We start from the raw sequence: 25,296 nt of genomic DNA, 5'->3' as shown, positions 1-25,296 counted from the left end.
CGGAAATCTTGCGTTGTCCACCGCACACCATTTCCGTGCACTTTCGGAGCCTTTGTAACTGTTGCACGTCCTAAAAGCAACGTATTGCCCGAGTATTTGGCCTATTGGATGTCCAATCCCATATTCAAATCTTGGTGTTACAAGGCATCATCCAATACAACGAATATCTCCAATCTCCGCGTATCAGAGCTTGAGGAAGTCGGTTTCCCATTGCCTGATTTCCATGAGCAAAAACGGATCACTGGGATATTGGCGGAAGCTGACCGCCTCCGCCGCACCCGCCGCTTTGCGCTTGAACTCAGCGACACTTTCCTCCCAGCCGCCTTCCTCAAATTCTTCGGAGACTCAAATCAATCGGCAAAGCGTTGGGGCCTGGAAGAGCTTGAAAACCTTGGGGAGCTTGACCGGGGGAGGTCAAGGCATAGACCAAGGAATGCCGCGCATTTATATGGGGGGCCATATCCGTTTATTCAGACCGGTGACGTCACGAATGCAAACCTTTACGTTAGGAAGCACTCACAAACCTATTCCGAAGAGGGATTGAAGCAGAGCAAGCTGTGGCCGACGGGAACATTGTGCATTACCATCGCCGCGAACATTGCGGAGACTGCCATCCTTACCTACCCCGCGTGTTTTCCCGATAGCATTGTTGGATTTACCCCTGGGAATCGCGTTCGAGTTGAATATATCCAGTTCTGGCTACGGTTCCAGCAAGAAATGCTTGAACGAACGGCCCCTGAGTCCGCGCAAAAAAACATTAATCTTGAGATTCTGCGGGAACTCCGATGTCCGGCTCCACCCCTTGCCAAGCAAAACCAATTCGCCGCCCTGGTAGCGGGACATGAGCGGCTGAGAGCCCAACAACGCGAAGCCCTCCGTCAAGCTGAACATTTGTTTTCCACCCTTCTTCATAATGCCTTTTCTCAATCATAAACCATGAGCTCTCAAAAGATTGTCGTGCCTGACAATCAGGGCCTTTGGGACGGACTAAGTTTCGTTAAATCACTATGGGAGCTGCCTGTTGCCGATGAATATTTAGTGGATTTTGAAAGGGTGAAATTCATTAAACCGCTTGCGATGATCCACTGGGCAAGTGAACTAGAGCGGTTTGCCAAAGAGCGGCGAGGTGCTCGGCTATTGTGCAATAACTTCAAGCATCTCACGTATCCGGCACACATGGGTTTTTTTAAAGCGTTTGGGCTTGATTTCGGGAAAATGGCAGGGGAAGCGGGGGGAAATCAGAACTATATCCCCGTGACAAAAAAAGATTGCCGCGAGATCGAACACGCGGCCAGCCAGGCACGGCGGACTGACGTAGAGGTATTGACTGACTTTTCTAAGGGCCTCGCGGGTGTTCTATGCAGGGCGAAAACAGGCCCATTATTTGATGCAATCGTTTATTCCCTCGTTGAGGTGTTTAGGAATGTTTTGGAGCATAGCCGGTCTTCGGATTTCTGGTATTGCGCTCAATATTGGCAACATACTGGAAAAGTTGAGATCGTTATTTTAGATCGGGGTAGGGGCGTGAAGGAATCCCTATCCGCGAACCCGAATCTCAAGATTTCCTCGGATGACGATGCCTTGCGGCTGGCGATATTGCCGGGTGTTTCTGGCGTTGCATATCGGGGGCGAAGTCAAGCATTGAAGGCAACGCCAAATTCTGGTTATGGCCTATACATGATGCATCGCCTCTGTCGAACCGGAGGATCATTTTTCGTTGGGAGTCGGTCTTCAGCAATCTTTCTGGCAGGGGACAGGATCATCCAATATCCAGCTTGGTTTGCTGGGACAGGGCTTCGCTTGATTTTAAATGAAAAGTCACTGGATGAACTCAGGAAGATGTTGGATCGCTTTCGGGGAGAGGGACAAGCTTGTGCTACTAAGTTTGGAAACGCTGACAAGCTTTCGACATCAACTACAGCGAGTTATTTGCAGGGATTCGGGGGCCCCGTTAATAAATGAATGAGGCCAATAGCAGACCATTTTTCTGCTCGGAACTCCTTCGGAACTTTCCAAATTCCCCTCAGTTATGAGTTGGGACGATCTAGATTTAGGACTTGCTTGGCGAAGATCGAAAGCAGATCAGAAAGATCGGTCGTTTGTAAGTCATCCTTTTCTTAATTTGTGGTTAGAGTCTAACTTAGATGGCTGGATTGGCAGTATCCGATCTAAGCTCGAGAAAGGATACTCTCCCCACGACAATCGGATTTGTTACGTGCCCAAACCCGGATGGATGGTGCGACCTGGGTCTGTTCTGGACTATAGAGACGAGGTGATTTTTAATGCACTTCTTGGCGCTATTTCTAGCCAATTTTGGGAGATACTAAAGGGCTCACAGGGTGTAACGGATATGGCGTACCAGATGAATCCTCCTACGGACGCCGTGGAGTGGATGCAGCCAGCATTCCTGGGCTGGAAACAGTGGACTAAAAAATCGCTGGAAATGTTGCAATCTGGAGCGACTTATGTAGTGGTTGCTGATATTGCAGGATTTTACGACAACATAAACCTACCGCTCTTTTCTCAAAGTTAAATGCTCTTGGAATTCCGGGGCCAGTATTTGAACTATTGAGAAAATGTCTTTACCGATGGTCCCGTGCCCCCGGGAAAGGAATCCCGCAGGGCTATTCAGCAAGCGATTTGCTTGCGAAACTTTATTTCGCCTCAGCAGACCAAAGTCTTGTTAATTTAGGATATGCGCATGTGCGTTACGTCGACGATATTCGAATCTTTTGTCGGACTCATCTGGAGGCCCGGTGTTCTCTTATTGACCTGACCGATATTTTGCACAATCTTGGACTTACGTTGCAGGCAGCCAAGACACAAATCCTTACTGCAGAAAAGGCAAGACTTAGATTTGACGGGATTCAACCAACTATCACAAAATTCAATCAACTCAAAGACCAATTTGAGGAGCATCTAATAGACCGCGATCCTTATATATCTGCTGATAAAATCGAGGAACTTCTCGAAGAACATGCCGACGAGATCTCCGCTGAAACATTTGAGCAAGTTTTTCGAGACCGATTTTTAAACGATGCCTCCGACAAATTTGATAAGACGCTCTTTCATTACTTGCTGTCTAGACTTGGCAAGGTAAATTCAAAAATCGCTTCAGACTATTGTATTGACACAATTTCACGGCGACCCGAAGAGATGAAATACATCTTAAAGTATCTTGGAACCATTGATGTGCGCGCAGAGGAAGAAAATAGGATGCTAAATTATATTGATTCTCCCGAAGGTATCTATGATCATCAAACATTCGAGATTCTGCGATGGTTCTTCGAAAGGGCTTCATTCCCTGAAAGACTCATTACTTTTTGTCGTCATTCTTGCTTTGATGCGAATCGTGCGCCATGGCTAAGAGCGTATGGCCTCGCAATTCTTGGGTCGGCTGGTTCCCCAGCAGATATTGATAGGATATTGTCAGCATATACAACTGCTGAAAGTGACTTAGAGAAGGCGCAGATTGTTGAAGCGCTAAAAAGAATGGAGCTTTCAAGAAGAAATTCCTTTTACGGTAAAATTCGAGATGATTCTGACCTTGTAAGACGGGCTGTAATCAGGGCCCAATCTGCCGGAACAGCACAACCTAAATAAATGAAAAGGAAATCGGATTCCAGCGGACCATATTTAATTCGTGTAGGAGGTTCTTCATGGCTGACGGGGGGTTTGTGGTTAAATTCGACGGGAAGGTTGTGAAGCGGTGTTATTCGGTGGCGTTTGATTACGACAAAGGCGAAGTTAAATACAATTTTGACGATCCGGTTCCCTTCCCGGTTAAACTAAAGATGATTACCGTTGAGTTGGAAAAGAACGGGCGCTGAGTGGGGGGGCATTCCCGTGGCGCAACCCCTTAAATCAGCGGCACCCCCCGCCAGAATCCACCGGCACCCCCCACCTGTATCCTCCCCCTCAAGGGGGGAGGAACAAGATTTAGGAGATGGAAAAGTACGGGCGATGAACGGGGGGCATTCGCGTGGCGCAACTTCTAACCTCACCGGCACCCCCCACCTCTATCCTCCGGCACCCCCCTCTAGTGAAATCCCAGTGGGGGAGGCCATTCAGGCCTCGCCCCTACCTCACGGGGAGGAGGCAGATAATAAGCGATGATTTTTAGATGAGGATTAGATTTTGGGTTGCGATGTTGGTGTTGAATCAAATATCCCCGCCGTTATTCGCCTACCGGGGGGAGGTGGAGAACATTCCGCCGCGGGCCTATTTTGAAACCGCGCAACGGGAAATGGCGCGGGCCAAGAAATCGATTTCGCTGTATATGTATTTGCTGTCCTTCCGACCGAACGACTCCCAATCCCACGTATTTCAATTGCTGAAAACCCTGAAGGACGCCCACGACCGGGGGGTGAAGGTGGAGGTGGTGCTGGACAAGAACTACAACTTTGCCGGGGAAGAGGGGGCGGCGGGGGAGGGGAAGAATTTGGCGGCGTACGCGTTTTTGAAAGCCAGCGGGATCTCGGTGTATTTTGACGAGGCGGGGACCTACACCCACGCGAAGGCGCTGATCATTGACGGGGAAACGGTGGTCACGGGCTCCTCCAACTGGACGCGGGCGGCGCTGGAGTTGAACGAAGAGGCCAACGTGTTGATACGGTCCAAAGAAGTGGCCCGGGACATGTTGAAAACCCTGGAGGGCATTAAACGGGAAGGGCCGGCCGAGGCGGGCCCGGCGGCGAAGGTGTCGGCGGCGTTTCTGCTGGACCCGAACCTATTGGGGCGGATGGCGAGCCAGCCGGACGAGAGGGCCTTTGACGTTTATTTGTATTTGGTTTGGCGGGCGGGGCCCCGAATTGTTTTGGATTACCAACAGCTGGCGGAGCACCTGGGCATAGCCTCCATGGGGAAGCACGCTTATGGGCGGCAGATCAACAAGACCCTGGGCAAGTTGGAAGAGCGGTATGGGCTGATAGGGGCAACGACCACTTACGGGAAGGAGGCGGAGGTGACGTTGCTGCCGCTTGATGGTAGAAGCCACCCCCCACCTCGGTCCTCCCCCTCAAGGGGGGAGGATGAAAGGCCTCAAGATTTGGGAAATGATGGGGCCAAAGGGGGGGAGGAAGTGCTTCAGGTGCCGGTGGGCTATTGGGCGTGGGGGTGGAACAGGCGGCTGGGGTTTGCGGGGAAGGTTTTTTATTTGATCAACCTGCGGGAGGGGGCGGTGTCTCCCATACAGCCGCGGTGGTCGCAACACATCCAGACCCTGGCGGGGCGGTATGGGGTGTCGCCCTGGTTCATCACCCGGGGGGTGACGGAGTTGCGGCGGGCGAACCTATTGGAAGTGGAATACGACGCGGTGGGCCCCACGGGGCCCAGCGGGCGGGCGCCCAATGTGTATAGCCTGAACCCCCTATACGACCCCGGGGCCTTCGACCGGGCGCTGGAGGAACTGAAAAAGCGGGTGGGGGCGGACAAGGTGGATAGGGCCCGGCGGGCGGCGGCCCTGGTGTATGAGGACAGCTATTTGCATGGGATAGAACAGCTGATTGAGCTGGAAGACCAATACGGCCCCGCCCGAATCCAAGAGGCCGAGAGGATTTTGGGCGCCAAGAGCCCGGACAACCCTAAAAGGAAGATTGGGTATCTTATCCGCACGATTCAAGGTTTGAAATGAGAACATTCGTTATTTTAAAATGCGGAATAGCGACCCTATGGCAGAAATAGAAATTAATCGAAAGAAGTTTAAGTTTGAAGACAAGGGGTCTTGGGAGACTCCTCTACAAAATGCGATGAGCTTGAAGTCATTTGACGTTGTTGCCCACACGGAGAATGATTCATTCTTCTTCCAAATGTTCAGGGATGGGGGAAAGGACTGCCTTCTCCAATGTCGAGCTGACGGTTACCAACTGGAGGCGGCCCTGCCGGAGATCACGGGCTCGCAGGCAAAGAGGTGGATTGATCTCTATTGCTCGAATGACATGCGGTTTGAAAAGGTTGTCGATTGGAAAAAAACAAAAACTTCTAAATTAGCGGATAGGGAGAAGGCATTCTACAAGAAGCTCTCATGGGGAAAATCAGTGATATTGACCTTCGGGGGTCTTTTGTTAGGCATGGGGTCATTTTTTCTCATGGGCAAATGGGACCTTCTAACGCGAATGCCTGAGCTTAAACCGCTTGTTCCCATTGGATTCCTGACCGCCGTTGCTATTCTTTCCTACGACTTCAGATGGCAAAGAATTCACAATAAGAAGCTGGGGATTCCCTTCTCGGCGCAGGAATTAAAGGGGATCATGGTGATCGTGGTTTTCCTTATTTTTGCGATCTTTTCGTTGTTGCCTGATCCGGACTGGTTCTGGCAACATCGCATTAACGAAAGACGACGCAGCCGCGGACAAACAATTATAAAATTCCAGTGAATTCAGCGGATGCCACACGTTATTCGGGTGAGGAAGAGGCCAATAACGTTGGGGACTCTCTGAACTATTAAACTATCCGAGATTCAAGTGTAAGGCCCTCCATTAACCGCCTCGCCAATTGACTTCCCTCGGAAACCTGTTAAAATATCGATACTTCTTTAGTTAATTCCGCACCAAAAGGCTTCTATGCGCCGGGTTTGTGGTTTTGACACCTTGTCCGCGCACCTCGTCCGAAAAAGCCTTTCCCTGTCCCTGAGCGTTGCGCTCGGGGTTTTTCCCATGGGCACGGCCTTTGGTCGGGAGGATGAGCGATATTCCTACAGCGCCAACAACCGATACCAGGATTACCAAAACCAATACAAGCCGGAGAAGAACTACTCCGCCTCGTCCCAACTGGACCGACAAATCAGAATGCAGAACACGGCCCTGGCGTTGCGGTTCCAGGCGCCGACGGCGACGTCCCTGGGGCGGATGGATGCGCCAAAGCCCACGTTTCAAACCCCCACGATAAAATTCGACTTCCTGGGGAAAAACGCCCCAAAATTCCCAACGCCCTGCGGGCGACGCCGGAGGCCCTGACGGCGCCCATCAAGCCGGGCCTGTTGAACACCATCGGCAATGCCTTAAAAGCGGTGGGGCACGTTATGGCCTACCCCTTCCAAAAGATTGGGCAGGGGATTGCGGGCTTGATACAGCGGGCCTTTGGATCTGGCAACCGGGCGACGACCCTGACCGACAGCCAACGGGCGACCTTGAGCGCCTACCGCAACATTCAGCCCACAGGCGATGGGACTTTCAAGGCCACGGGGCAAACCGTGGCCTTTGGGCGGACCTGGGAAGAGGGGGCGACCTTTAAGGTGGAGGGGGATCAACTGCGGTTGATCCAGGGCACGAGCTTTGAAAAGGCCTTCGGCGGGATGGAGCGGAAAGACGGCGGGCTGATGCCTCTAAAGATGGCGGAGGTAAACGGGCATATTCAACCAACGGGCCTGGACTTTGACCGCCTGGCCCCCAACACGGCCCTGACGATCAAGTCGCCCATGACCATTGAGGGGTTTGGGGAGCTGAAGGCGGGGGAGATGACCTACCAGGGGGCTTGGAAATCCCCGGACGGGCAGACGACGGGGGGGCGATTCAAATTTGAAAACACGCTCTTGGACCTGAACAAAGATCTGGCGCACGGGATGGACATGAACAACCCCGTGTCGCTCCGGCAAGCGACCTTCGCCCTGCAGGCGGGGCTGATGCGGCTAAACAGCGCGGTGGTTGAGAAAGGCGCGGGCAGATATTTTGTGAGCCAAGAGGAAGGCCCCGTGGACATCGCCCGCCTGGAAAAAACCGCCGGGGAGTTGGACAAGGGGAGCGAAGCCAGCCTGCGCGCCATTGAAACCACAAAGCAGGACATGGCCCACCGGACGGAGGCCCTGGGGGCGTCCGCCAAAGCCCTGGCGGAGAGGACGGGCCAGGGCGGGGCGGTTAACATAGACATGAATGGCCGTTTAGGCGATTTGGAAAAGGAAGCCCTGGCGGTGCGGGGGGAAGCCAACCGAATCGGCCAGGCCCTAAAGGCCGGCGACTACGCCGGGCTGGACACAGCGACCAAAGACCTGGCCCACCGCCAGGAAGCCCTGACGAAAAAGACCGAAGCCCTGGCCGACCAGGCCGCAGCGATAAAGGAATTGCAAAAGGGCTATCGAGGGATGGAGTTGGGGCCAAGGCGTTGTCCCAAAAGACCGAAGGCCCGGTCGCGGCCCAGGAGAGCGAAAGCATTGAAGCCTCCGCCCAGATCGCCATTGCGGCCGCCAAGGTGTTGGTGGGCCAAGGCGCCATAACCCCCGAGCAAGGCGCCCAATTGGGAATGCAGATCAACGCCCTTCGGAACCAAGTGCAGGGCGCAGACCCAATCAATATATCATCGGAAAAAATGAATGGCACAGAGGGGGCAACAAAGGTACTAGAAAATAATATCCCTCAAGTCGAATATATTGGATGGGGAATGCGGACCGCAAAAAGCCACTTAGAAGTCGGGAAATTGTTAAGGACAATCTTACCTGATGGGAATTCGGATTCGAAGCCTCTTAAGATGGACCAATCAGATGGACATTTCAATAACAAAGAAGATTCGAAAAAATTTCAGATCGGCGGAATTGTTCCATCCTCCCATAAAATGCAACAAATGACTATCGGTTTGATTCCTGGCGGGAAAGCAGCTGAGTCCTTGAGTAGTTCTTTTCAAAAGTCTGTTTCTTGGGTAAAAAATATTTCGCTGCGGGCGAGCAATAATGCAAAAGAGGCTATTGTCGCGCGTGTCAACCAGGCAAAAATGATCGCCGAATTTGGCGCTGAAAAAGTTCTAGACATGGGGCATGGAGTTTATAAGGGCTTCCAATTTGCCGCTCAACAGCCCGTGTCGGAAAATGTTTCTGATTTAGGCACTTCGTTGATCCGCTCTTTTGTGACTAATAAGGATCCAGCCCAAGCCATAAAGATTATTGTTGGTGTTCCTTTTAGTGTCCTTTCGGGGGATATTTTTGACAAACAAGTGCCAGCCGCGTTTGATCGAGATCCGGGGTCGCCAGCGGTAGTTGTCATCACTGGGATGGCCTGTCGGCCCGCAGACCTTTACAACATGGATAAGATTGCAAGCGATGCTCTTGGAATAAGACGCTGCGCACAAGTGACAAACTTTACTCACATCAACCTTCCGCGCATGGGAAATACAATAATTGATCCTGGGTTTGGAGACATATTTTCCCAGATGATCGGCACTGAATATTTCAATACAGTGGATATTACAGTGGTCCATGCAGCCGAGGCCATGCGACGAGGAATTGCGGAAAAGGGTTTTGTCTTGGCAATTGGCCACAGCCAGGGAACAGCGATTGCAAGGCGTGCGTTGAGCTTATTGACAGCGGAAGAACGAAAAAAGGTTCACATTTATGGGGCCGGGTCCGAATGGTACATTGATGAGAAGAGAATCGGTGTCGGTAGTGCTTGGAACGCGCGCAATGTGGAGGATCCAGTTCCGATCTTGGGAATGATGACAGGCATGGCGAGTAATGTTTTGCCTTGGAATTGGGACAGAATTGCAGATGCGGGGCGCGGATGGCGCGTTTTTAATTCAACGCAAAATCAAACTCCGAAAGGTGAAAAGGGAAACAAGCACGATTTCGGAATTTATTATTTAGAATCACTCAGGGATTGGGCTACAGAAATGCGGAGGAGGGGAATATTAAAGTGAAAAAGTTTTCAGTGGCTTTAATTTTTGTTGGGACTTTTTTTCTCGCGTGCTCGGCGCAGAGAACCGAGACGGATGTCTCGAGTGATCCAACCTTTTCTTCTGTGGTGGGACGCGAGTTTAAAACAAAAGGTGACTTCGTTTTATTTAAATTTCGTAAGAACGATAAAGAGATTCAATTGGATGAGCCGGGTGTTTCACGTGTTCCATATCTGGAAGAGATCGGTCGCCAAAAATTCCCCTTCGAATATCAAGGCAATTGGATATTGGGAGTTCTTCCTACTGGGAGCCAATTCAAAGTGAATCGGGCAATTCTTGTTCAAGGTTCTCCTTCTAGCTATGTTTTTTTCGATGCCGAAATTACAGTTGGCAAAGGTTTTGAAGGATGGCAGATTATTCCGAGTTGGCTTGGCGGTGGTGGCCTTAATCCGAAAATGAAACCCGAGTTGGTTCAAGATGTGACTGAATGGGTTGGAAAAAACAAATAAACTGTTTTTAGTGCTTTTCAATTTAAAAATTGCCCAATAGGCGTTGTTAATCAATAATTCGGAATTGTTTTTAGAGAAGCCCCTCCTGATACTTCGAAACTTCTGGATTTTCTTTCTCTTGACCCTGATTGGCGGGGCGGCGGTTTGCGCCCAGGCGGACCGATCGCGAGAGGAGGAACTTTCCTATCTTCGGGTTGCGGTGGCGCCGGATTTGCTTCCTTACGCGCACATTGAAATCCCCGCCATGGAGAACGTCAAGATCTACGAGGACGGGGAGGGGCGTTCCCTTGGCCTGAGGACCTACCACGGCCAGAAGCTTAAGAACAACGGCATTCGGGCGGAGGTCACGGTTGACGCTCCGACGCGGGAAGGAGAAACCGTCACCTACTCTTGGCGGTTTATGATCGGCAAGGATTTTCCGTCCGACGCGCCGGAAAATCGTTGGTGGTTGTTCAGCAATTGGCACGACCAGCCCAACCGGGATCGGGGGGAAAGCTGGGAGGGCTTTCCGTCCCACAGCCCGCCCATCGCCATCGGCTACGGCGTATTGAACGGCGTGGACCAACTGGCTTTGACTTACGGCTCGCCGGATTCGTCCACGGTGGGGTTGGTGCCTTTCACGCGCGGGGTGTGGCACAAGGTGACGGTTCGCATTGTCTGGTCCCGGGGGGCGAAGGGCCGGGCGGAGTTGCGCTTGGACGACTCGCCCAAGGCGGTTGTTGCGGCGCGCGGCCCGAACATGCACAACGACTTCCAACATTATTTGAAAGTGGGCATGTACCGGCACCCCGGAATCGGGGGGGACAACTGGATTTACCTGAGGGACATCGCCATCAAGAAAACGGTGATAAAATGAAATTAATGGATTTGTTTTCCAATGGAGCAAACCGGGTATTCCGTGGGCTGTCAGCGGATTGGAAAACATCGGCGGAGGCGCGGCGACGTTGGTCGCGTCGGCAAAGTCGTTCGCGTGGCGAGGGGGGCGAGCGGTGGCCCATGAACTCTCTTTCCACAAATCCCAAAAGATGAGGCATTAGAAAACATGAATGCAACCCTCGCATTTACGGCCGAAAGAGTGCGCATGGAGGTGGAGGAAGGCCTGGAGGCCGTCGAGTTTGAAAACGAGGCGGAAGGGTCGTCCTTCGCTTTTACCACGGAGACCCAAGACAAGGTCCGTAAGAAAAACCCCCATTTGGTCCGCGCCTGGTGGCGCCAGGCCGGCCGAGGGGCGGACGAGTTCATTATCGCCTTCACGGATATTCGGATCGGGCTGGGGCGATTCAAAGCGAAATTTACCGTTTCGCCCGCCTCCCGGGCGGCCGTCCCCTTTGACGACGTCGACATTTCCTACCCGGAGATCGACGCCCAGGAGACGGCGGGCCTTATTGCGATTTTTCGGTCGATGTTCCGGGATAAGACGGACCTCATTGCCTTGGATATCCCGGGCATGCCGGAGAAGTTGCCGAAATTGCCGCGATAAGGCGGAACCCCTCTTAAATTAACCGGGGACGGTTGTCCGATTTGCCATCCTCCTCCTGGCCCCGATCTCCCGAGTATCACCGCGCCATTGACCCGCCCATACCCCGTTTCACCAATCGAATCGCTTTGACCGGTAAATTCGCCTCCCGCGCGTAACCCTCGGGACGACCCTGCTGTCCTACCAACGGGAGGAATGTCGTTCCAATTTTTCCCAAGGACGGAAGGGGCCGCGAAGGGGTGGTCGGTCGATGCGGGACCGGGGAACATTCCCGAGATCTTGCCCACTGTCCTCGCCGGTTTCAAAACCACGAGCTAGACGTTCAATAAAACATTTGGAGGTTTGGTGAAAAACAATATTGGTCACGAGGCGCCGGTGAATCTTGCCTTTCCCCCGACGGCCTATTTTGTTTCAACGTCCAAAATTCGCGGCTGGTTTCTGTGGGCCGCCACGGCGGGGTTTTTGGCAGGGTGGGTGATGGGGTCCATGGGCGGGTCGCCGGCGGCGGTGAACCGGGAGACAAAGTGGGGCAAGGCTCCGCCCATGGCGCTTGGCCCGCCATTGGTGGCCCCGCGGTGAGGAATGAATCCTTTTGTGCGCGAGATATTGCTGAGGGGACCCCCTTTGGCTGTGGGTGAAGGGGAACCCCGCCGACCCGGAAATCAACGTCCTGGCGATTAAGTCGATCGCGAGCCCCCTCTGGAACACCATCGCCAACGTCTTTCGACTGCCGAAGACGCTTGTGCAAGAGTTGACGGGGAAAAAATGAGGCGGGGTTCCGGTGCCGCTGGTGATAGGGAGCAGCAAACGTCGGTCATTTTTCGGTGGGATTGGCGAACCCTTTAAAGAGTCCCCCAGGGTTTCGGTGGAATCAACGTCGAGAATGGCGTTAATCGAATTTCTTCGCTATTTGCCTCTGTTTTCTTCCTCGATATCCTTCAGCAGCATGTCCAAAGTCCCGACCGATATGAATATCTCGACAAGGGAAAACACCAGAGAAACAATCATTAAAATCAGGGCCAGGGCGAAAACAAACTGGCCGGCGACTTGCATGCCCTTGAAGAGAAAAAACATGCAGAGCGTGCACAAAAGAAGGCTGGCGATGCCAAAGAATTGCATGGCGCGAACGAGTTGAATCCGATGGCGCAAATGGTTGATCTGGGCCAGGTGAATGGGGGTCGGGTGGGCGCGATAATCGGCGTGCAAACGACGAATAACCGCCGCCAAGCCCAGGAATTTGTTGGTGTAGGCCAGCATCAACAGCGAAACGGCCGGGAACAACAATGCCGGAATGTTGAGCGTCATTTCCATGAACTCCTCCGTCGATCGGCCCGATCACCGCTGGGCATGAACGAACCGCGGACCCGGTACAGAAAAGCCGGCGCGGACAGGAATGTTGAAGAGGCCCATGGAATGGACAGGGAACCGTCCGGCCGGGATTTCACGTCTTTGGCCCCGGGAACCGGGCGTTGTCTATGCGGGCGAGGCTCTGTTCTTTGTGCGACCGTTCGTCCACGCCGATTTGCCGGAAAAGATCGGCCAGGTTCGCGAAATTTCCGTAATCCGCTGTGAATTCGCTCACGAAAGGTTCGGTTTCCAGGGCCGGGTTTTCCCGGACGAATTCCATGTATTCGTGCTCCGCGTGGTCTTCGAAATCGGCGTTCAGCCCGTAACTCCGGGCCGGTTTGATCACGTAGAGAAGCCAACTGATATGGTAGTAGGCGAAAGCCATGAACTGGGGAAGAACGCGCGCGAAGAAAAAGGATTCACGCACCCCCTTTCGCTGGACCAACTCTTCCAATAACAGAAGGTGCCATTGCTCGTTGTCCTGCTGATGGCGGCTCTCCTGAATAAAATCGAAAATTCGACGGGCGAAATGGGGTTGGGCGTAGGTGTGGGTCATGGCGATGTAGGCCACGTGCTCCCAGGCTTGGTAGGGCACCCGGGCGATGATTTCCAGTACTTTGAATTTGCTCAAGGTCCGGCGGCGGCCGTAAACCAGGTCCATGGTCAGAAACAACAGGCGCGCCAGCAGGCCATACGTTCGGCGGGGGGTGGAGAGGGTTTTGGCTTGTTCAACGGCGAGATCGTTCATGGGGCCATTTTACCATTTGGCTGCGGGCGGGCCGGGAATCCAATGGGCGGCGGGCCGCGTATAGGTATCTGAGGGGGCGCGTTGCCCCCGGGGAACGGATGACATAAACTGGAGGGGACTAATGAAAACCCAATGGAATTTCGGCGTTTGGGCGCGGGGCGCTCGCGGGGGCCTGTTGGCCGCGGCGGCGGTTTTGGCGGTCCCCGCCATTTACGGAGGCGAAAAGATGACGGCGAACCCGGCCACTAAGACGGAAACCGCCCTGGCGACCTTTGCCGGCGGGTGCTTTTGGTGCATGCAACCCCCCTTCGAAAAACTGAAGGGCGTGGAAAAGGTGGTGGTGGGCTACACCGGCGGCAAGAAGGCCAACCCGACCTACGACGACGTCTGTACCGGGACCACCGGCCACGCCGAGGCCGTGCAGGTGACTTACCGCCCCTCGGAAATTTCCTACCAGGAACTGTTGGACGTCTTTTGGGTGAACATCGACCCCACGGACTTTGACGGGCAGTTCGCCGACAAGGGCAGCCAATACCGCACCGCCATCTTTTACCACGACGAAACCCAGAAAAAGCTGGCCGCGGTTTCCAAGGATAAGCTGGTCAAGTCCAAAAAGTTCGACTCGCCGATCGCCACGCGGATTGACCCCGCCGAAACCTTTTACGCGGCGGAGGAATACCACCAGGACTATTACAAGAAGGACCCCTGGCGGTACAAGGCCTACCGGGCCGGCTCCGGCCGGGCGGGCTTTCTGCAAAAGACCTGGGGCGCGGATCACTGATTTAAGGGCCCTTTTTTTCCGTCGGGAGTCTCCGGCCATTACGGTCGCGGTCATGTGTTGCATTTTTTTTATTCGAACCTATGCTTAAAGTATGAGGGGATCGTCCTGTTGTGGGCGAGGGTTTACCTTGACCTGCTGGGGCCACGCCGCGCCACCCGGCCGGCGGCCCCCCCCCCCTCCCGCCCCCCCCCGCCTGCGCAAGCCCCCCGGGTTACCCGATCGAACTCATGCTCGTTGTGGCCATCATCGGGCTGCTGGCGGCCATCGCTTTGCCCAAATTCGCCAATTTGGTGATCAAAGCCCGGGAGGCCCAGGACCGGGGTTCCCTTGGGGGAATTCGAAGCGCCATTTCCATTTACTACGCCGACAACGCCGTCATGCCGCAAAATTTCGCCTGGTTGGAAGATTTCTTGGTTCCCAAATACCTCGATCGCATTCCCTCCGCCGACTTAAAGCATATTGATTCCCACGGACGCTCCTCCGGTAGTTACAGCACCGCCGCGGTGCCTCAGGACAACAAATGGACCGGGAACAGCACTCCCTGGGCCGAGGAAGTCAACGGCGGTGTTTTGGTGGAGGTTCGAATTTCCTGCACCCACACGGATTCCAAAAACGTGGCCTGGACGGTCTATTAGTTAAAAACTGCTTTTTCGGCCGCCCCGGACTGTGGGACCCCCCTCTTCCCTTGAAATTGAATTGAAGAAATGGTAATTTCTCGCCTATTCGCATCAGTCGGTGGGCAAAACCGAATCAGCGCGGACGCCCGCGCTGTTTTTTTTCCCATGATCCAATGGCTTTTGCTGGGATAGCTCAGTTGGTAGAGCACACCCTTGGTAAGGGTGAGGTCGTCGGTTCAATCCCGATTCCCAGCTGATTTTTTTTAACCAAATTCATCAAACGCACACAAGGAGATCTCACACCATGGCGAAACCCAAATTTGAGCGCACGAAACCGCACGTGAACGTGGGGACGATCGGACACGTGGACCACGGGAAAACGACCTTGACGGCGTCGATTCTCCAGGTGTTGTCGAAGCAGGGCAAAGCGCAGATCAAGTCGTACCAAGACATCGCCAAGGGCGGCACGGTGCGGACGATTCAAAGATCGTGACGATCGCGGTGTCGCACGTGGAGCGAGTCGGACAAGCGGCACTACGCGCACATCGACTGCCCGGGCCACGCGGACTACATCAAGAACATGATCACGGGCGCGGCGCAGATGGACGGAGCGATTTTGGTGGTGTCGGCGGCGGACGGGCCGATGCCGCAAACGCGGGAACACGTGCTGTTGGCGCGCCAGGTGAACGTGCCGAACCTGGTGGTGTTCTTGAACAAAGTGGATTTGGTGGACGACCCGGAACTGTTGGACTTGGTGGAGATCGAAGTCCGGGACTTGTTGAAGAAATACGAATTTCCCGGGGACAAAGTGCCCGTGATTCGCGGCAGCAGCATGAAGGCGATGCAGGGGGACCAGAGCGAGATCGGCGAGAAGTCGATCCTGAAGCTGATGGAAGCCCTGGACAGCGCGATTCCGGACCCGAAACGGGAACTGGACAAGCCGTGCCTGATGTCGGTGGAAGACGTGTTTACGATCACGGGGCGCGGAACGGTGGCGACGGGACGGATCGAGCGGGGTCGCATGAAAGTGGGCGACAACGTGGAGATCGTTGGGATCCAGGACACGAAGAAGACGGTCGTGACGGGGATCGAAATGTTCCGGAAGGTGATGGACGAGGCGCAGGCCGGGGACAACGTGGGCGTGCTGTTGCGGGGGATTGAAAAGGACCAGATCGAGCGCGGGCAGGTGATTTGCGCGCCGGGGTCGATCCAGCCGCACAAGAAGTTCAAGGGGCAGGTTTATATTTTGACGAAGGAAGAAGGCGGGCGGCACACGCCGTTCTTCAACGGTGCACGGCCGCAGTTCTACGTGCGGACGACGGACGTGACGGGGAGTTTGAAGTTGAAGCCCGGGGTGGAGATGGTGATGCCGGGGGACAACGTGGAAGTGGAAGTGGAGTTGATGGTGCCGGTGGCGCTGGAGAAGAACGTGCGGTTCGCGATCCGCGAAGGCGGCCACACCGTGGGCGCCGGCGTCGTCACCGAAATTTTGGCGTAAAAGGGGTAACGTGCCGCCCCAACGCCGACGGGTTGAACGTTTCGTTCTGCTCGCCGCGGCGCTCCTGGGCGGCGCCTCGCTGATGGCCAAGGAAAAGAAAGCTGCGAAGGGGTTCCATCTCGGGAAGGACGTTCGGTCCGTCGTCGTGACCCGCTATGAGAAACTGACGGATTCCCGGGATTTCCCCGAGAAGAAGAAAGTGGCGGTCATCCGAAAAGCCGACACGGTCGCCCGCCTGGTGGCCCTGGTCAACTCGCTGCCCGCCCACGGGACGGCCATGATCAAAATGGGGGACGTGGAGTTCATCCACGCCGATTTCCACGGCCATTACGACAAGCCGCCCGTGGCCATCGAGCTGTTTCACGGGTGGGTCCAGGCGCCGGACACCTCGTTTTACGAAGGGCTTCCCGCGGAAAAAGAAATTCACGAGATCCTCTCCCGGGCCAAGCCCCAGCCCAAAAGCGGGCTACGCCTGGAACGTGCCAAGTCCGTGCGGGTGGAGGAATACGACCACGCCGCCTACGCCAACGGGGACAGCGGCCCGAACCGATCGGTGGAAATCACCGACGCCGAAACGGTGTCGGCCCTGTTGGAACTGCTGAACCGGTTTCCCTTGAAGGGCGAAATCTTCGCGTCGTTCTCGGCCATGATGCCGTTGACGCAGGTGTTCTTTGTGGAAGACAACGGCGACGAGACCGTGGTCAATTATTACGGAACCGGGGTGTCCACCACCGACGGGTCTTTTTTCGCCGGCGGAGAGGGCGGGAAGCTTCAAACCGAGTTTCGGAAAATTTTCATGGCGGCGCTGGCGCGGACCGCCCCGGAGCGACGCTACGCCTTTGACGCGGTCAACGCCCAGAGCGCTTCCCTGGAGCTTCGGACGAAGCTAACCGATGAACGGATCGAGGCCTCGGAACAAGTCACGGACGCTAAGATTTTGAAAAAGATTCAAGTCTCCCTGGCCAAGCTTCCCGTTCGGGGCGAAAAAATGAAAAGTTGGTCCGACGACACCGAACTTTTGTCCGTGACCTTCAGCCGGCCGGGCGCGCCGAAGACGTACATCGAATTTTACGACGGGCACCTCAAAGCGCCCGACACCGCCTTTTACGCCGGGACCAACCCGGAAAAGGCGCTTTACCAGTTATTGAAAACACAGCTGCAAAAAGGAAAGTAAAGTCATGGCCAACGATCGCTTCGTGTTTATGCTCGCTTGCACCGAGTGCGACAACCGCAATTACCACTACGTGCGGGGTCGTCGTCGGGAGAAAAAGCTGGAACTGAAAAAGTTCTGCCAAACTTGCGGCAAGCACACGCCCCACAAAGAAACCAAATAACCCCTTCGGGAGGACACCCCATGCGCAAATCCGCGAGTTTCTTCGCCGCTCTGTTGACGGCGGCGGCGGTTTCGGCCGCGCCGGTCAAAACCACCGGCAACAAAGCCGTTCTGCAGAAGATATACGACGCGTTGAATAGCAACGACGCCACGGCGCTGGAGCAGGTGGTGTCCGTGAACGCCGTCACTCACGATCTGCCCGCGGGCATGACCGCCGGCGTCCGGGGCGTCGAGGAATTGCTCGTCGTGCTCAACCGGGCCTTCCCGGACTTTAAAATCGTCGTCCAGGATATGATTGGCGAAGGGGACCGGGTGGCCGCGCGGGTTCTTTTCACCGGCACCCACGAGGGCGAGTTCCTGGGCATCCCCCGCACGGGCCGCCAAGTGGCCTACACGGGGATCCAATATTTTCAGTTCGCCAACGGCAAAGCCGTCGAAATGTGGTCCTTCATGGACCACGAGCGTCTGAAACGGCAATTGGCCCCTGCCGCCAAACCGGGCGAAGCCGTTCCGGCGAAACGCCTCCGGCGAATTAAATTTAGAAAGACTTCGGGCCCAAAGGGCCCGAACCCCTTGGCCCTTTCCCAGGGCTCTAGGACCATCGGCACTGAAAACTATTTAACTCTTCGGGCACCCACGCAGAGCTTTGGGTGCCAGCGGCGGGCCCAAAGGGCCCGAAACCCCGCTGGGGGCGTCGGTTAACTGGCAAACCACCGGTCTCCAAAACCGGGACTGAAGGTTCGAGTCCTTCCGCCCCTGCCATTTAAAATAAAAGTGATTCTTTGGGTCCCTTCCGACTAACCGGGACGTTGGCTAACGCCAACGTTGGACGAGAACCTTCACGGTTCGCGGTCGCCCCGCTTGCCCAAGGCAAGCGGTTGAATCGAGGCGGGAATCCTCCCGACCTAGGGCTGTGCCCGTTGTCCTTCCGCCCCTGCCATTTAAAATAAATAGTGATTCTTTGGGTCCCTTCCGACTAACCGGGACGTTGGCTAACGCCAACCTTGGACGAGAACCTTCACCGTTCCCGGTCGCCCCGCTTGCCCCAAGGCAATTGGTTGAATCGAGGCGGGAATCCTCCCGCCCTAAGGATGGGCCCGTTGTCCTTCCGCCCCTGCCGTGCAGGTTCATGGGCCACAAGAACAACGGAATACGCGTTTTAAGGCGCCCATCCCAACGCCCCAGGCCCAAATGGCCTAAGCCCAAAAGAAATTCGATTTCAACGGAAACGCCAGAGCCCCAAGCGCTTGGCGGGATGTATTTCTTAATTAATTTGGGGCTTTCCGGGGGGGCCCGGAGGAGGGGAAAGGGTCAGTTCGTGACGCGCAGATCGGCCACGCTGGGCTGTTCCGGCAATCCGGCCGGCAGGTTGCTTCTTAATCCGGTGTCGATTTTTATGTCGAATTCGCTGTTGTCGCTCGTCGTTATCCCCGCGTGGGCGATTCCCAGGATCACCGATCCCCGTGCGGTCACCTTATTCCCCGCATCGATGACCCGCAGGGCGTCCGATACGTAATAGAGACCGACCACGTCGTGGTTGTTGTTTCCTTTAAAAACGAGATCTCCGTCGGAAAGAACGGCCAAAACCTCCCCGCTGGAAGATTTTGTGGCGTTGGAGTGGTACGCCAATGCCCCGTTCACCGTGACCGAACTTCCCCCAACGGTGACGATCAGGACCTTCCGGTAAATCCCCGTTCCGTTTTGGATGTACAACGGCGCGCCATTCCCCAGAATGGTGGCCCCCTGCGTCGGGTCGATTGCGAAAGGCACGTTGCCAGCCCCGCTGTTGATGTCTACCCCCGCGCGGTAAACGTGATCGTGGCCGGAACCACGGTGGACGTGGCGAAGTGGGATTGGTAGTAGGTTAAATCTTGAAAGGGGTCGACGAAGGCCATCCCCCCGGTGGGGGGGAGTTTCCCCGGAGTGAGTTCGGGGGGGATGTAGTTGATGTTCTCGTTTGCCGAAGGGGTGAATCCCGCGTCGAAATTGGCGGCTCCGGAATGGTAGACCCGGGCGTTGTTGTCCATTTTAAGGCGGCTGTCGCTGATGTTTCCGTTGACGACGATGACCCCGGAAGTGACAAATTGGGAGAACGCGTAGGGCCCGTTGATTTTGAAGTCAACCGCCGAGGGGAATGAAAGATTGCCCCGAATCCAAACGGATTCGAGGGTTCTCCCATCCAGGGGGTCGTTGGTGTTGATGGCCAGCGAGTTGAAGGCGATCAATTCAAACCGCGCCAAATCGGATTTGAATTGGATGGCGCCGCCTTGGGATTTCTTGAGATCTTCTCGGCTTTGAAAGTAGCCGATGTTCCGGAAAACGAAAACGCGGTTTTTTCGGACTTCGGAGGTGCTTAAAGCGACCGGGTCGATACGGTAATTGTAGGTGGTGCTGGAAAGGCCCACGCCCGAATAGGACAACGAACTGTAATTCCAATTCCGGCGGAGTTTGTAATCTTGATAAAAATCCGCCCGATAATCCTCGGAAAACTGGCGCATGTAGTCCGTCAAGGCGTTGGAGGCGAGGCCCCGGGAGCCTCGATAGGCTTTGTCGCGGAAACTGAAGGTGTTGTGCAGGACCATTTTCTTGACCAGAAGCAAGATCAACGGAAGCAGGATGATGAAAATAAGCATCACGGGAAGAAGCGCCGTTCCCCGGGTTAAACACTCGCGATCGGGCCGGCGGACGGTCATGGAATCCTCCGTTTCAGCGGCACCAAAGGCAGTACGATTTCCGTGGTGGCGGTCGATATGTCCACGCTGGTCTTCGAATGCCGGATCCCGAGGGTGACACGAAGGATCGATAGCTTGTCCCTTTCACTCTGCAGGTCCAGGGTCCCGCTGTTGTTGCCGCCCACCGTTCCGCTGTCGATTTCCACCGCGGTGACCACGCCATCGGCGTTGTCGTCGTGCGGCGGGGACAGATAGGCCAATCCCCCGTAATAGGTCAAAGCGAAAGTGCTCACGTTCACGGCGATGGTTCTCTGGTTGCTGAAGGTCAGGGAGTCCCAATCCCCGGCGATCGCCGGGTCGGGTTGATTGAGAATGTCCTTCTGAACCAGTTTATCGCCGATCAACTTCAGAGACGAACGGAAATCGACCCGGGTGTCCCCGTTGTCGGATTCATCGTCAAGGTCGTAGCCGGTGAACCGGGCGTTGAAGGGGCTGGTGGCGATGTTCATGGCGTCGTTGTCCTGGTCGGTCTTGAGGTAATTGTACGCTCCCCCCGGCACGCGATGGGAATTGCACGCGAAAACGATGGTCTGGGGATCGGCTTGAAGGACGTCGGTGATGTCGCCGAAATCCCGGGTGAAAATATCGAGGACGTGGCGGAGGCTGTCCTCGGCCTCGGTTTTGCGCCCCGATTTGAAAATGTCTTTCAGGGTGATTTTAAGGAAGCCTCCAATCACCGACAGTAAAATGCCCAAAATCGCCAACACCACGACGATTTCAATCACGGAAAAGCCGCCGACCGTTCGCGTCGACTTCATGGGATCTCGAAGGACCACGTGGCGGGGAAGACAGAGAAGTCGTTGGGGATCCCCGCGTGGTCCGCGATCATGATTTGAACGCCGTAGGTTCCGGTGGAAACCAGGGTGGTGGTCGTGTAGTTGACGTCGAAGGCGCCGTCTTTGGTGTAGGACGAAAGGGGAATGAAAGCCCCTGGGACCGCGTAAATCATCGTGCTGAAGAAAAGCTGGAAAACGGGCGCCACGGAAGGCGTTGAAATAAAAATTTGAAGGCTATAGGGGTCGGCGCCGCTGCCCCCCACGCCTCCGTCTGAAACATGAAATTGGATCGCCGGGTTCGTGCCCGTGACTCCCAACGGCGAAATCGGCGTGACGACGGGGGTGGACGCGTCCAGAAGATAAGCTCCTTCGTCGATGACAAAACTCCACGTGTGGCTGGACTTGTAGGTGGCCGCGTCGCCGAATTCGGCTCGCATGTTGACCTTGCCGTTGCCAGCGTTGCTTAGGAGGTGGGGCAACATCGTGGTGGTGTCGACGAAAATCATCTTGACGACGGCCGGATTTCCGGCGTTGCCTTTGGGGGTGGTCGCCTGCGTTTCGGTCTTGAATTGATTGTATTGAATGTTCCCCACCACGGCGGGAACCGCCACCGTCATGGTCGCCATGCTCATGACCGAGGGGACCAGACCGGCGGCGGCATACCCCCCGGGGGAAGGGGTGTCGATCACCACGGCGAAGGGGGGAAAGGTTCGGGTGTAGATGGTTTCGTTGGCGGCCGGTTGAAGGATGTCCGCGCCCGCGGCGGGGCAGGGGGCGCCCGCCGTGCATAGACGCGGCGGGGTGGCGTCGGTGTAGAGGGGAACGACGTTCCAGGGGGAATATTGCCCCCCCTGGTTCGCCCGGCCGAAAAGAACTTGGTTGCGCTCCAGCATCAACAGGTCTCGGAGGAGGTCGTTGGCATTGGAGGTTACCGGATCGATGGGGACTCGGTTCGTGCCGTTGGCGGCGACGATGTTGGCCCCTAGCCCCTGGGGAATGATGCCGCCCAGGAAGGTTCGGTTGGCCGGGTCCGGGTCCGGGAATCGGGTGGAATAACCGATTTCATATTGGGCCCCGGATTGGGAATACACCGACAGGGTCAAGTTTGACCCAGTGTCCACGCGCCGTGCGCCGTCCTTCCAGGTTTTGGCCGCGGGGATGGCCGTGTAGTCCCAGTAACGGAAAAAATCGGGGGCCACGGGCGGCGTGTCCAAATACAACTGGGTGGCGGCCGTTCGGGTGTAAATCCGGCAACCGCCCCAGGGATCGTCAACGTTGAATTTGAGGGGGCTCTCCCCCGAGATCCCTTGATTGCCCGTGAGTTTTTCCTGTGACAAAAGGAACCCGAGGCGGGAATATTGCTTCGATCCTTTGTAAAGAAACACATCGACCTGCTTCATGTGGGAGTCCGGGAACTCGGGCACACTCCCGCACACGTCGTTAAAATCGTTGTCCCCGTTGCAACCCTGGAACACCAATTGATTGTCGTATTCGTCGTGGGAATCTCGGTTGGCGTCGGAGAAGGGGATGAAATCAACGTAAGAGGCGTCGTTGTCGGTGTCGGAGGAGTCCCGGCGGACGGCTTGAACCTGCATTCTCCAGCGGGTAAACCCCGCGGCAATCACTTGGGCATCGATGTCGTTAAGAGTTCCCAGCATGGGCGAGGTGGCCCATTGGACCAGGTAATTCGTCGGATAGGCGGCGCCCCCGGAGACGAAGGCGGACGTCGAGGCGCAGTTCCCGGCCTTGGTGCTCGAATCGGCTCCCAAAACGTGGTAATAGTTTGCCGATTGCATGCGGTTGATGATTAATTCCGAAAGGCGGGCCGCCTCCATTTGATCGGTCGCGTTGACCGACAATCGATGGGTGTTGAAAAAAGACTTGGCGATGATCAGGGCCAAAATCCCAAAAACGGCGGCCGTGATCAAAACTTCGACCATGGTCAGTCCTTCGGTTGAACGAATCTTTTTGAGAATATTCATGTTATCCCTTTTGGTTCGTTCGCATGGACGTTTCACCCAAGTATAGTGCCGCGGATCGTTGAACGCAAGCCCCAACCCCTTTCACAAATCCACCGCGTTTTCGATGGGAAACAATATTATTCCTCCCAAAAAAAACAGGGCCTCAAAGATTCCCATTTGCCAGCGCCCCTTTCCCTGATTTCATGCGCCAAAATGGCCAATTCTGGGATTACGCGTGTTGGTTGGACCACGCGTCCTTTTCACAGAACCGCCGAAAATCAGGCCGCGTGGAGGAACCATTTCGCCGGTCCCCGGTCGACGCCCCGATTGCCCCCCCCCGGTCACTCCCACCGGAGGGGGGAACGGAACGTAGGGAAGCTGGGCCGGCTCCCGGTGCTAAGTTTCACGCGGGAAAGAACCCACTCCCTCAAAGCCCGTATTCGAGGTTGAAGGAGTAGGTGCCGCTTTTAAATCGTTGGGTTTGGACGTGGCGGTACATCAAACGGACGGCCACGCCCCAGCCGGTGAACACCCGAGCCCCGCCGCCGACCTCGTAGGTGTTGGCCGGCGCGCGCGGGGCTTCGTTGTGGTAAGTCACCCCGGGGGGATCGGACAACAAGCGGCTTTCCCACTGGACGTGATTTCGCTTCAATTCCCGGGTCCAGCCGCCGCTCACGACCAAAAGAACCGTTTCGGGAACGATGTAGTACCCAGCGTCCAAGCCCAGGGTTCCCTTTCGAAACCGCTGATGATAGGGCAACACGGCGTAGTCGGTGGCGGGGGTGGTTCCGCGCAGGGCGTAGCCGTCCACTTTGTCGTCCCGGTCCGTCAGCCGGGCCCAGGGAGCCAGCACCGTGCGGCCCGCGTCGTTTAAGGATGGGTAGACCCGGTCCACGTCGGCCCGAGGGCCGCCCTCCAAGTCCCGCAGGGTTCGGCGGGGTCGGACGGGAAATCGCGCCGACAACTTGTAGATTCGGGGGAAGGTGGGATAGACCGCTGAGCCGAAATTGTATTGCACGTAAACCGCCTGCTGGTAAGAGCGCAGGGTTTGCGCCCGCGCGTCGGTAAAAACCCCGCCGGGGCCGTCCAGCGCTTGTTCCACGTTGCTTCGGTAGGTCATGACCGAACTGGTGAGGGAGGCCAAAAAGCGGCCGCGGTCGTAATACAACCGCGCGGCGGGTTGCAGTCCCCGGGCGTGGGTGTCCACCCGCGTGTCGGGGTATTCGAAATGGTCGTTGTGCCGGGCCAGGGACAGGCCGCCGATCCAATGGGTCAAGAATCGCTGATTGTAACCGGCGGTAAACCCGTAGTTGTGGAAGTGGAAAGCCGGCTGGATTTCAAAAGGACGCTGGTCGCCTTCGTTAACGTAGGATTGGGCCCACAGGCCGCCGGCGGAGGGCCGGGTCGTCAACGGGCCGCCGGCCACGGGGCGGGCGACGCCCGCGAGAAAAACGGCGCACCACGCGAAACGGGAGGAGACGGTCATGGGTTCGGTCCTTTTTTGAAGCGACGATGGAAAAGATATCCTAACATTTCCGACGGAAAAAGGACCTCCCCGCGCGCGGGGGTAAAAGGCGGCCGGAACGTATTGACGCCCTCTTCCGAATTGTTTAATATTCTCTCGCTTTCCTAGTCAACCCCCATCCAATTTAAAAGCGGTTGCGGTTCGGGACGAAGGGTTTTCTTCGTTTATTGGCTTGGATCAAGGAGCGGACGTTCAATGCGCGAGCTGATTAAGTTTTTGAAGGAAGCCTGGAACGAGTTGAAGCTGGTTTCCTGGTTGTCGCGGAATCAAATGATCGCGTCGACTTGGCTGGTGGTGTTGTTCGTGGTGGTGTTTGCGATTTACGTGGGCCTCTTGGACATTATCGTCGCCAAGGCCTTCTCGTTGTTCGTCTAGCCCCGACGCAGAGCTTTCGGGACAAC

At 55.7% G+C, this 25,296-nt stretch carries 26 protein-coding genes, 2 tRNA genes and 1 pseudogene; 22 read left to right on the top strand and 7 right to left on the bottom strand.

All coding sequences use genetic code 11. The features are described from left to right. Nucleotides 1-165: 165 nt before the first annotated feature. The 13 genes from IPP68_09945 to IPP68_09885 all read left to right on the top strand — a co-directional run bounded on the left by IPP68_09945 (nucleotide 166) and on the right by IPP68_09885 (nucleotide 11,580). Complete coding sequence (locus IPP68_09945) at nucleotides 166-933, top strand: restriction endonuclease subunit S (protein ID MBL0350676.1); 768 nt, start codon at nucleotides 166-168, stop codon at nucleotides 931-933. 24 nt (nucleotides 934-957) lie between these two features. Beyond that, nucleotides 958-1,962, top strand: coding sequence for a hypothetical protein (locus IPP68_09940; protein ID MBL0350675.1), 1,005 nt, complete (start codon nucleotides 958-960; stop codon nucleotides 1,960-1,962). A 253-nt stretch (nucleotides 1,963-2,215) separates the two neighbouring features. Continuing rightward, nucleotides 2,216-2,533 carry a hypothetical protein gene (locus IPP68_09935; protein ID MBL0350674.1) on the top strand — a complete coding sequence of 106 codons (318 nt, stop codon included), beginning with the start codon at nucleotides 2,216-2,218 and terminating at the stop codon, nucleotides 2,531-2,533. Then, the gene (locus IPP68_09930) at nucleotides 2,491-3,603 is read left to right on the top strand and encodes an RNA-directed DNA polymerase (protein ID MBL0350673.1); all 1,113 of its coding nucleotides are present in this window, start codon (nucleotides 2,491-2,493) and stop codon (nucleotides 3,601-3,603) included. Before IPP68_09935 ends, IPP68_09930 begins: the two co-directional genes overlap by 43 nt. A gap of 56 nt (nucleotides 3,604-3,659) precedes the next feature. Next, nucleotides 3,660-3,830: a hypothetical protein gene (locus tag IPP68_09925; protein MBL0350672.1), complete on the top strand. Its 171-nt coding sequence runs from the start codon at nucleotides 3,660-3,662 to the stop codon at nucleotides 3,828-3,830. Nucleotides 3,831-4,123: 293 nt separating this feature from the next. After that, nucleotides 4,124-5,632: a hypothetical protein gene (locus IPP68_09920; protein ID MBL0350671.1), complete on the top strand. Its 1,509-nt coding sequence runs from the start codon at nucleotides 4,124-4,126 to the stop codon at nucleotides 5,630-5,632. Between the two features lie 37 nt (nucleotides 5,633-5,669). After that, nucleotides 5,670-6,374 carry a hypothetical protein gene (locus IPP68_09915; protein MBL0350670.1) on the top strand — a complete coding sequence of 235 codons (705 nt, stop codon included), beginning with the start codon at nucleotides 5,670-5,672 and terminating at the stop codon, nucleotides 6,372-6,374. 186 nt (nucleotides 6,375-6,560) lie between these two features. Beyond that, a complete protein-coding gene (locus IPP68_09910) occupies nucleotides 6,561-6,953 on the top strand; it encodes a hypothetical protein (GenBank protein ID MBL0350669.1) in 393 nt (130 codons plus the stop codon). Nucleotides 6,954-7,018: 65 nt separating this feature from the next. Next, nucleotides 7,019-8,206, top strand: a complete 1,188-nt coding sequence (locus IPP68_09905; protein ID MBL0350668.1) for a hypothetical protein — start codon at nucleotides 7,019-7,021, stop codon at nucleotides 8,204-8,206. Then, nucleotides 8,095-9,615, top strand: coding sequence for a hypothetical protein (locus IPP68_09900; protein ID MBL0350667.1), 1,521 nt, complete (start codon nucleotides 8,095-8,097; stop codon nucleotides 9,613-9,615). Before IPP68_09905 ends, IPP68_09900 begins: the two co-directional genes overlap by 112 nt. Next, on the top strand, nucleotides 9,612-10,100 hold the full coding sequence (locus tag IPP68_09895; GenBank protein MBL0350666.1) for a hypothetical protein: 489 nt from the start codon (nucleotides 9,612-9,614) through the stop codon (nucleotides 10,098-10,100). The genes IPP68_09900 and IPP68_09895 overlap by 4 nt, the downstream gene beginning before the upstream one ends. A gap of 118 nt (nucleotides 10,101-10,218) precedes the next feature. Then, entirely contained in the window at nucleotides 10,219-10,956 is a 738-nt protein-coding gene (locus tag IPP68_09890; GenBank protein ID MBL0350665.1) for a heparin lyase I family protein, read from the top strand. 186 nt (nucleotides 10,957-11,142) lie between these two features. Further along, nucleotides 11,143-11,580: a hypothetical protein gene (locus tag IPP68_09885; GenBank protein MBL0350664.1), complete on the top strand. Its 438-nt coding sequence runs from the start codon at nucleotides 11,143-11,145 to the stop codon at nucleotides 11,578-11,580. Nucleotides 11,581-12,483: 903 nt separating this feature from the next. Here the strand turns inward: IPP68_09885 and IPP68_09880 are convergent. Together IPP68_09880 and IPP68_09875 are read right to left on the bottom strand one after the other, a co-directional pair. Further along, nucleotides 12,484-12,888: a DUF2721 domain-containing protein gene (locus IPP68_09880; protein ID MBL0350663.1), complete on the bottom strand. Its 405-nt coding sequence runs from the start codon at nucleotides 12,886-12,888 to the stop codon at nucleotides 12,484-12,486. Between the two features lie 130 nt (nucleotides 12,889-13,018). Continuing rightward, nucleotides 13,019-13,672, bottom strand: coding sequence for a hypothetical protein (locus tag IPP68_09875; protein ID MBL0350662.1), 654 nt, complete (start codon nucleotides 13,670-13,672; stop codon nucleotides 13,019-13,021). Nucleotides 13,673-13,898: 226 nt separating this feature from the next. On the opposite strand from IPP68_09875, the gene msrA reads away from it, so the two are divergent. From msrA to IPP68_09835, 8 genes and pseudogenes are all read left to right on the top strand, one after another. After that, on the top strand, nucleotides 13,899-14,453 hold the full coding sequence (msrA, locus tag IPP68_09870) for a peptide-methionine (S)-S-oxide reductase MsrA (GenBank protein MBL0350661.1): 555 nt from the start codon (nucleotides 13,899-13,901) through the stop codon (nucleotides 14,451-14,453). Between the two features lie 227 nt (nucleotides 14,454-14,680). Continuing rightward, nucleotides 14,681-15,088, top strand: a complete 408-nt coding sequence (locus IPP68_09865; protein MBL0350660.1) for a hypothetical protein — start codon at nucleotides 14,681-14,683, stop codon at nucleotides 15,086-15,088. A 164-nt stretch (nucleotides 15,089-15,252) separates the two neighbouring features. Beyond that, nucleotides 15,253-15,325 (top strand) — tRNA-Thr (locus IPP68_09860). Between the two features lie 49 nt (nucleotides 15,326-15,374). Beyond that, nucleotides 15,375-16,568: pseudogene (gene tuf, locus IPP68_09855) on the top strand (elongation factor Tu). Between the two features lie 10 nt (nucleotides 16,569-16,578). After that, nucleotides 16,579-17,742, top strand: a complete 1,164-nt coding sequence (locus IPP68_09850) for a hypothetical protein (GenBank protein ID MBL0350659.1) — start codon at nucleotides 16,579-16,581, stop codon at nucleotides 17,740-17,742. 4 nt (nucleotides 17,743-17,746) lie between these two features. Further along, complete coding sequence (gene rpmG / locus IPP68_09845) at nucleotides 17,747-17,902, top strand: 50S ribosomal protein L33 (protein MBL0350658.1); 156 nt, start codon at nucleotides 17,747-17,749, stop codon at nucleotides 17,900-17,902. A 20-nt stretch (nucleotides 17,903-17,922) separates the two neighbouring features. Further along, a complete protein-coding gene (locus IPP68_09840) occupies nucleotides 17,923-18,603 on the top strand; it encodes an ester cyclase (protein ID MBL0350657.1) in 681 nt (226 codons plus the stop codon). After that, nucleotides 18,589-18,663 (top strand) — tRNA-Trp (locus IPP68_09835). Before IPP68_09840 ends, IPP68_09835 begins: the two co-directional genes overlap by 15 nt. Before the next feature lie 549 nt (nucleotides 18,664-19,212). On the opposite strand, the gene IPP68_09830 is transcribed toward IPP68_09835, so the two are convergent. From IPP68_09830 to IPP68_09810, 5 genes are all read right to left on the bottom strand, one after another. After that, complete coding sequence (locus IPP68_09830) at nucleotides 19,213-19,671, bottom strand: hypothetical protein (GenBank protein MBL0350656.1); 459 nt, start codon at nucleotides 19,669-19,671, stop codon at nucleotides 19,213-19,215. 23 nt (nucleotides 19,672-19,694) lie between these two features. Beyond that, on the bottom strand, nucleotides 19,695-20,594 hold the full coding sequence (locus IPP68_09825) for a hypothetical protein (protein MBL0350655.1): 900 nt from the start codon (nucleotides 20,592-20,594) through the stop codon (nucleotides 19,695-19,697). Continuing rightward, nucleotides 20,591-21,391, bottom strand: coding sequence for a type II secretion system protein (locus tag IPP68_09820; protein ID MBL0350654.1), 801 nt, complete (start codon nucleotides 21,389-21,391; stop codon nucleotides 20,591-20,593). The genes IPP68_09825 and IPP68_09820 overlap by 4 nt, the downstream gene beginning before the upstream one ends. Continuing rightward, nucleotides 21,388-23,391 (bottom strand): type II secretion system protein, encoded by a 2,004-nt coding sequence (locus tag IPP68_09815; GenBank protein ID MBL0350653.1) that lies wholly within the window; start codon nucleotides 23,389-23,391, stop codon nucleotides 21,388-21,390. The genes IPP68_09820 and IPP68_09815 overlap by 4 nt, the downstream gene beginning before the upstream one ends. A gap of 406 nt (nucleotides 23,392-23,797) precedes the next feature. Further along, nucleotides 23,798-24,856, bottom strand: a complete 1,059-nt coding sequence (locus tag IPP68_09810; protein ID MBL0350652.1) for a hypothetical protein — start codon at nucleotides 24,854-24,856, stop codon at nucleotides 23,798-23,800. Between the two features lie 234 nt (nucleotides 24,857-25,090). Here IPP68_09810 and secE point away from each other — a divergent pair, with 234 nt between their 5' ends. Beyond that, nucleotides 25,091-25,270 carry a preprotein translocase subunit SecE gene (gene secE / locus IPP68_09805; GenBank protein ID MBL0350651.1) on the top strand — a complete coding sequence of 60 codons (180 nt, stop codon included), beginning with the start codon at nucleotides 25,091-25,093 and terminating at the stop codon, nucleotides 25,268-25,270. The last annotated feature ends 26 nt before the right edge of the window (nucleotides 25,271-25,296 follow it).

Source organism: Elusimicrobiota bacterium (genome assembly GCA_016722575.1).
GTDB lineage: Bacteria > Elusimicrobiota > Elusimicrobia > FEN-1173 > FEN-1173 > JADKIY01.
Note: the sequence above shows the minus strand (reverse complement) of the source record. Positions and strands in the feature narration are given on the sequence as shown.

Excerpts from the sequence above, each read along its gene's own strand:
- IPP68_09865 (MBL0350660.1), top strand. The coding sequence starts at position 14,681 with ATGCTCGTTGTGGCCATCATCGGGCTGCTGGCGGCCATCGCTTTGCCC.
- IPP68_09910 (MBL0350669.1), top strand. The coding sequence starts at position 6,561 with ATGCGCCGGGTTTGTGGTTTTGACACCTTGTCCGCGCACCTCGTCCGA.
- IPP68_09885 (MBL0350664.1), top strand. The coding sequence starts at position 11,143 with ATGAATGCAACCCTCGCATTTACGGCCGAAAGAGTGCGCATGGAGGTG.
- IPP68_09875 (MBL0350662.1), bottom strand. The coding sequence starts at position 13,672 with ATGAACGATCTCGCCGTTGAACAAGCCAAAACCCTCTCCACCCCCCGC.
- IPP68_09905 (MBL0350668.1), top strand. The coding sequence starts at position 7,019 with ATGGCCTACCCCTTCCAAAAGATTGGGCAGGGGATTGCGGGCTTGATA.
- IPP68_09840 (MBL0350657.1), top strand. The coding sequence starts at position 17,923 with ATGCGCAAATCCGCGAGTTTCTTCGCCGCTCTGTTGACGGCGGCGGCG.
- IPP68_09825 (MBL0350655.1), bottom strand. The coding sequence starts at position 20,594 with ATGACCGTCCGCCGGCCCGATCGCGAGTGTTTAACCCGGGGAACGGCG.
- IPP68_09920 (MBL0350671.1), top strand. The coding sequence starts at position 4,124 with ATGAGGATTAGATTTTGGGTTGCGATGTTGGTGTTGAATCAAATATCC.
- rpmG (MBL0350658.1), top strand. The coding sequence starts at position 17,747 with ATGGCCAACGATCGCTTCGTGTTTATGCTCGCTTGCACCGAGTGCGAC.
- secE (MBL0350651.1), top strand. The coding sequence starts at position 25,091 with ATGCGCGAGCTGATTAAGTTTTTGAAGGAAGCCTGGAACGAGTTGAAG.
- IPP68_09810 (MBL0350652.1), bottom strand. The coding sequence starts at position 24,856 with ATGACCGTCTCCTCCCGTTTCGCGTGGTGCGCCGTTTTTCTCGCGGGC.
- IPP68_09925 (MBL0350672.1), top strand. The coding sequence starts at position 3,660 with ATGGCTGACGGGGGGTTTGTGGTTAAATTCGACGGGAAGGTTGTGAAG.
- IPP68_09880 (MBL0350663.1), bottom strand. The coding sequence starts at position 12,888 with ATGGAAATGACGCTCAACATTCCGGCATTGTTGTTCCCGGCCGTTTCG.
- IPP68_09915 (MBL0350670.1), top strand. The coding sequence starts at position 5,670 with ATGGCAGAAATAGAAATTAATCGAAAGAAGTTTAAGTTTGAAGACAAG.
- IPP68_09820 (MBL0350654.1), bottom strand. The coding sequence starts at position 21,391 with ATGAAGTCGACGCGAACGGTCGGCGGCTTTTCCGTGATTGAAATCGTC.
- IPP68_09815 (MBL0350653.1), bottom strand. The coding sequence starts at position 23,391 with ATGAATATTCTCAAAAAGATTCGTTCAACCGAAGGACTGACCATGGTC.
- msrA (MBL0350661.1), top strand. The coding sequence starts at position 13,899 with ATGACGGCGAACCCGGCCACTAAGACGGAAACCGCCCTGGCGACCTTT.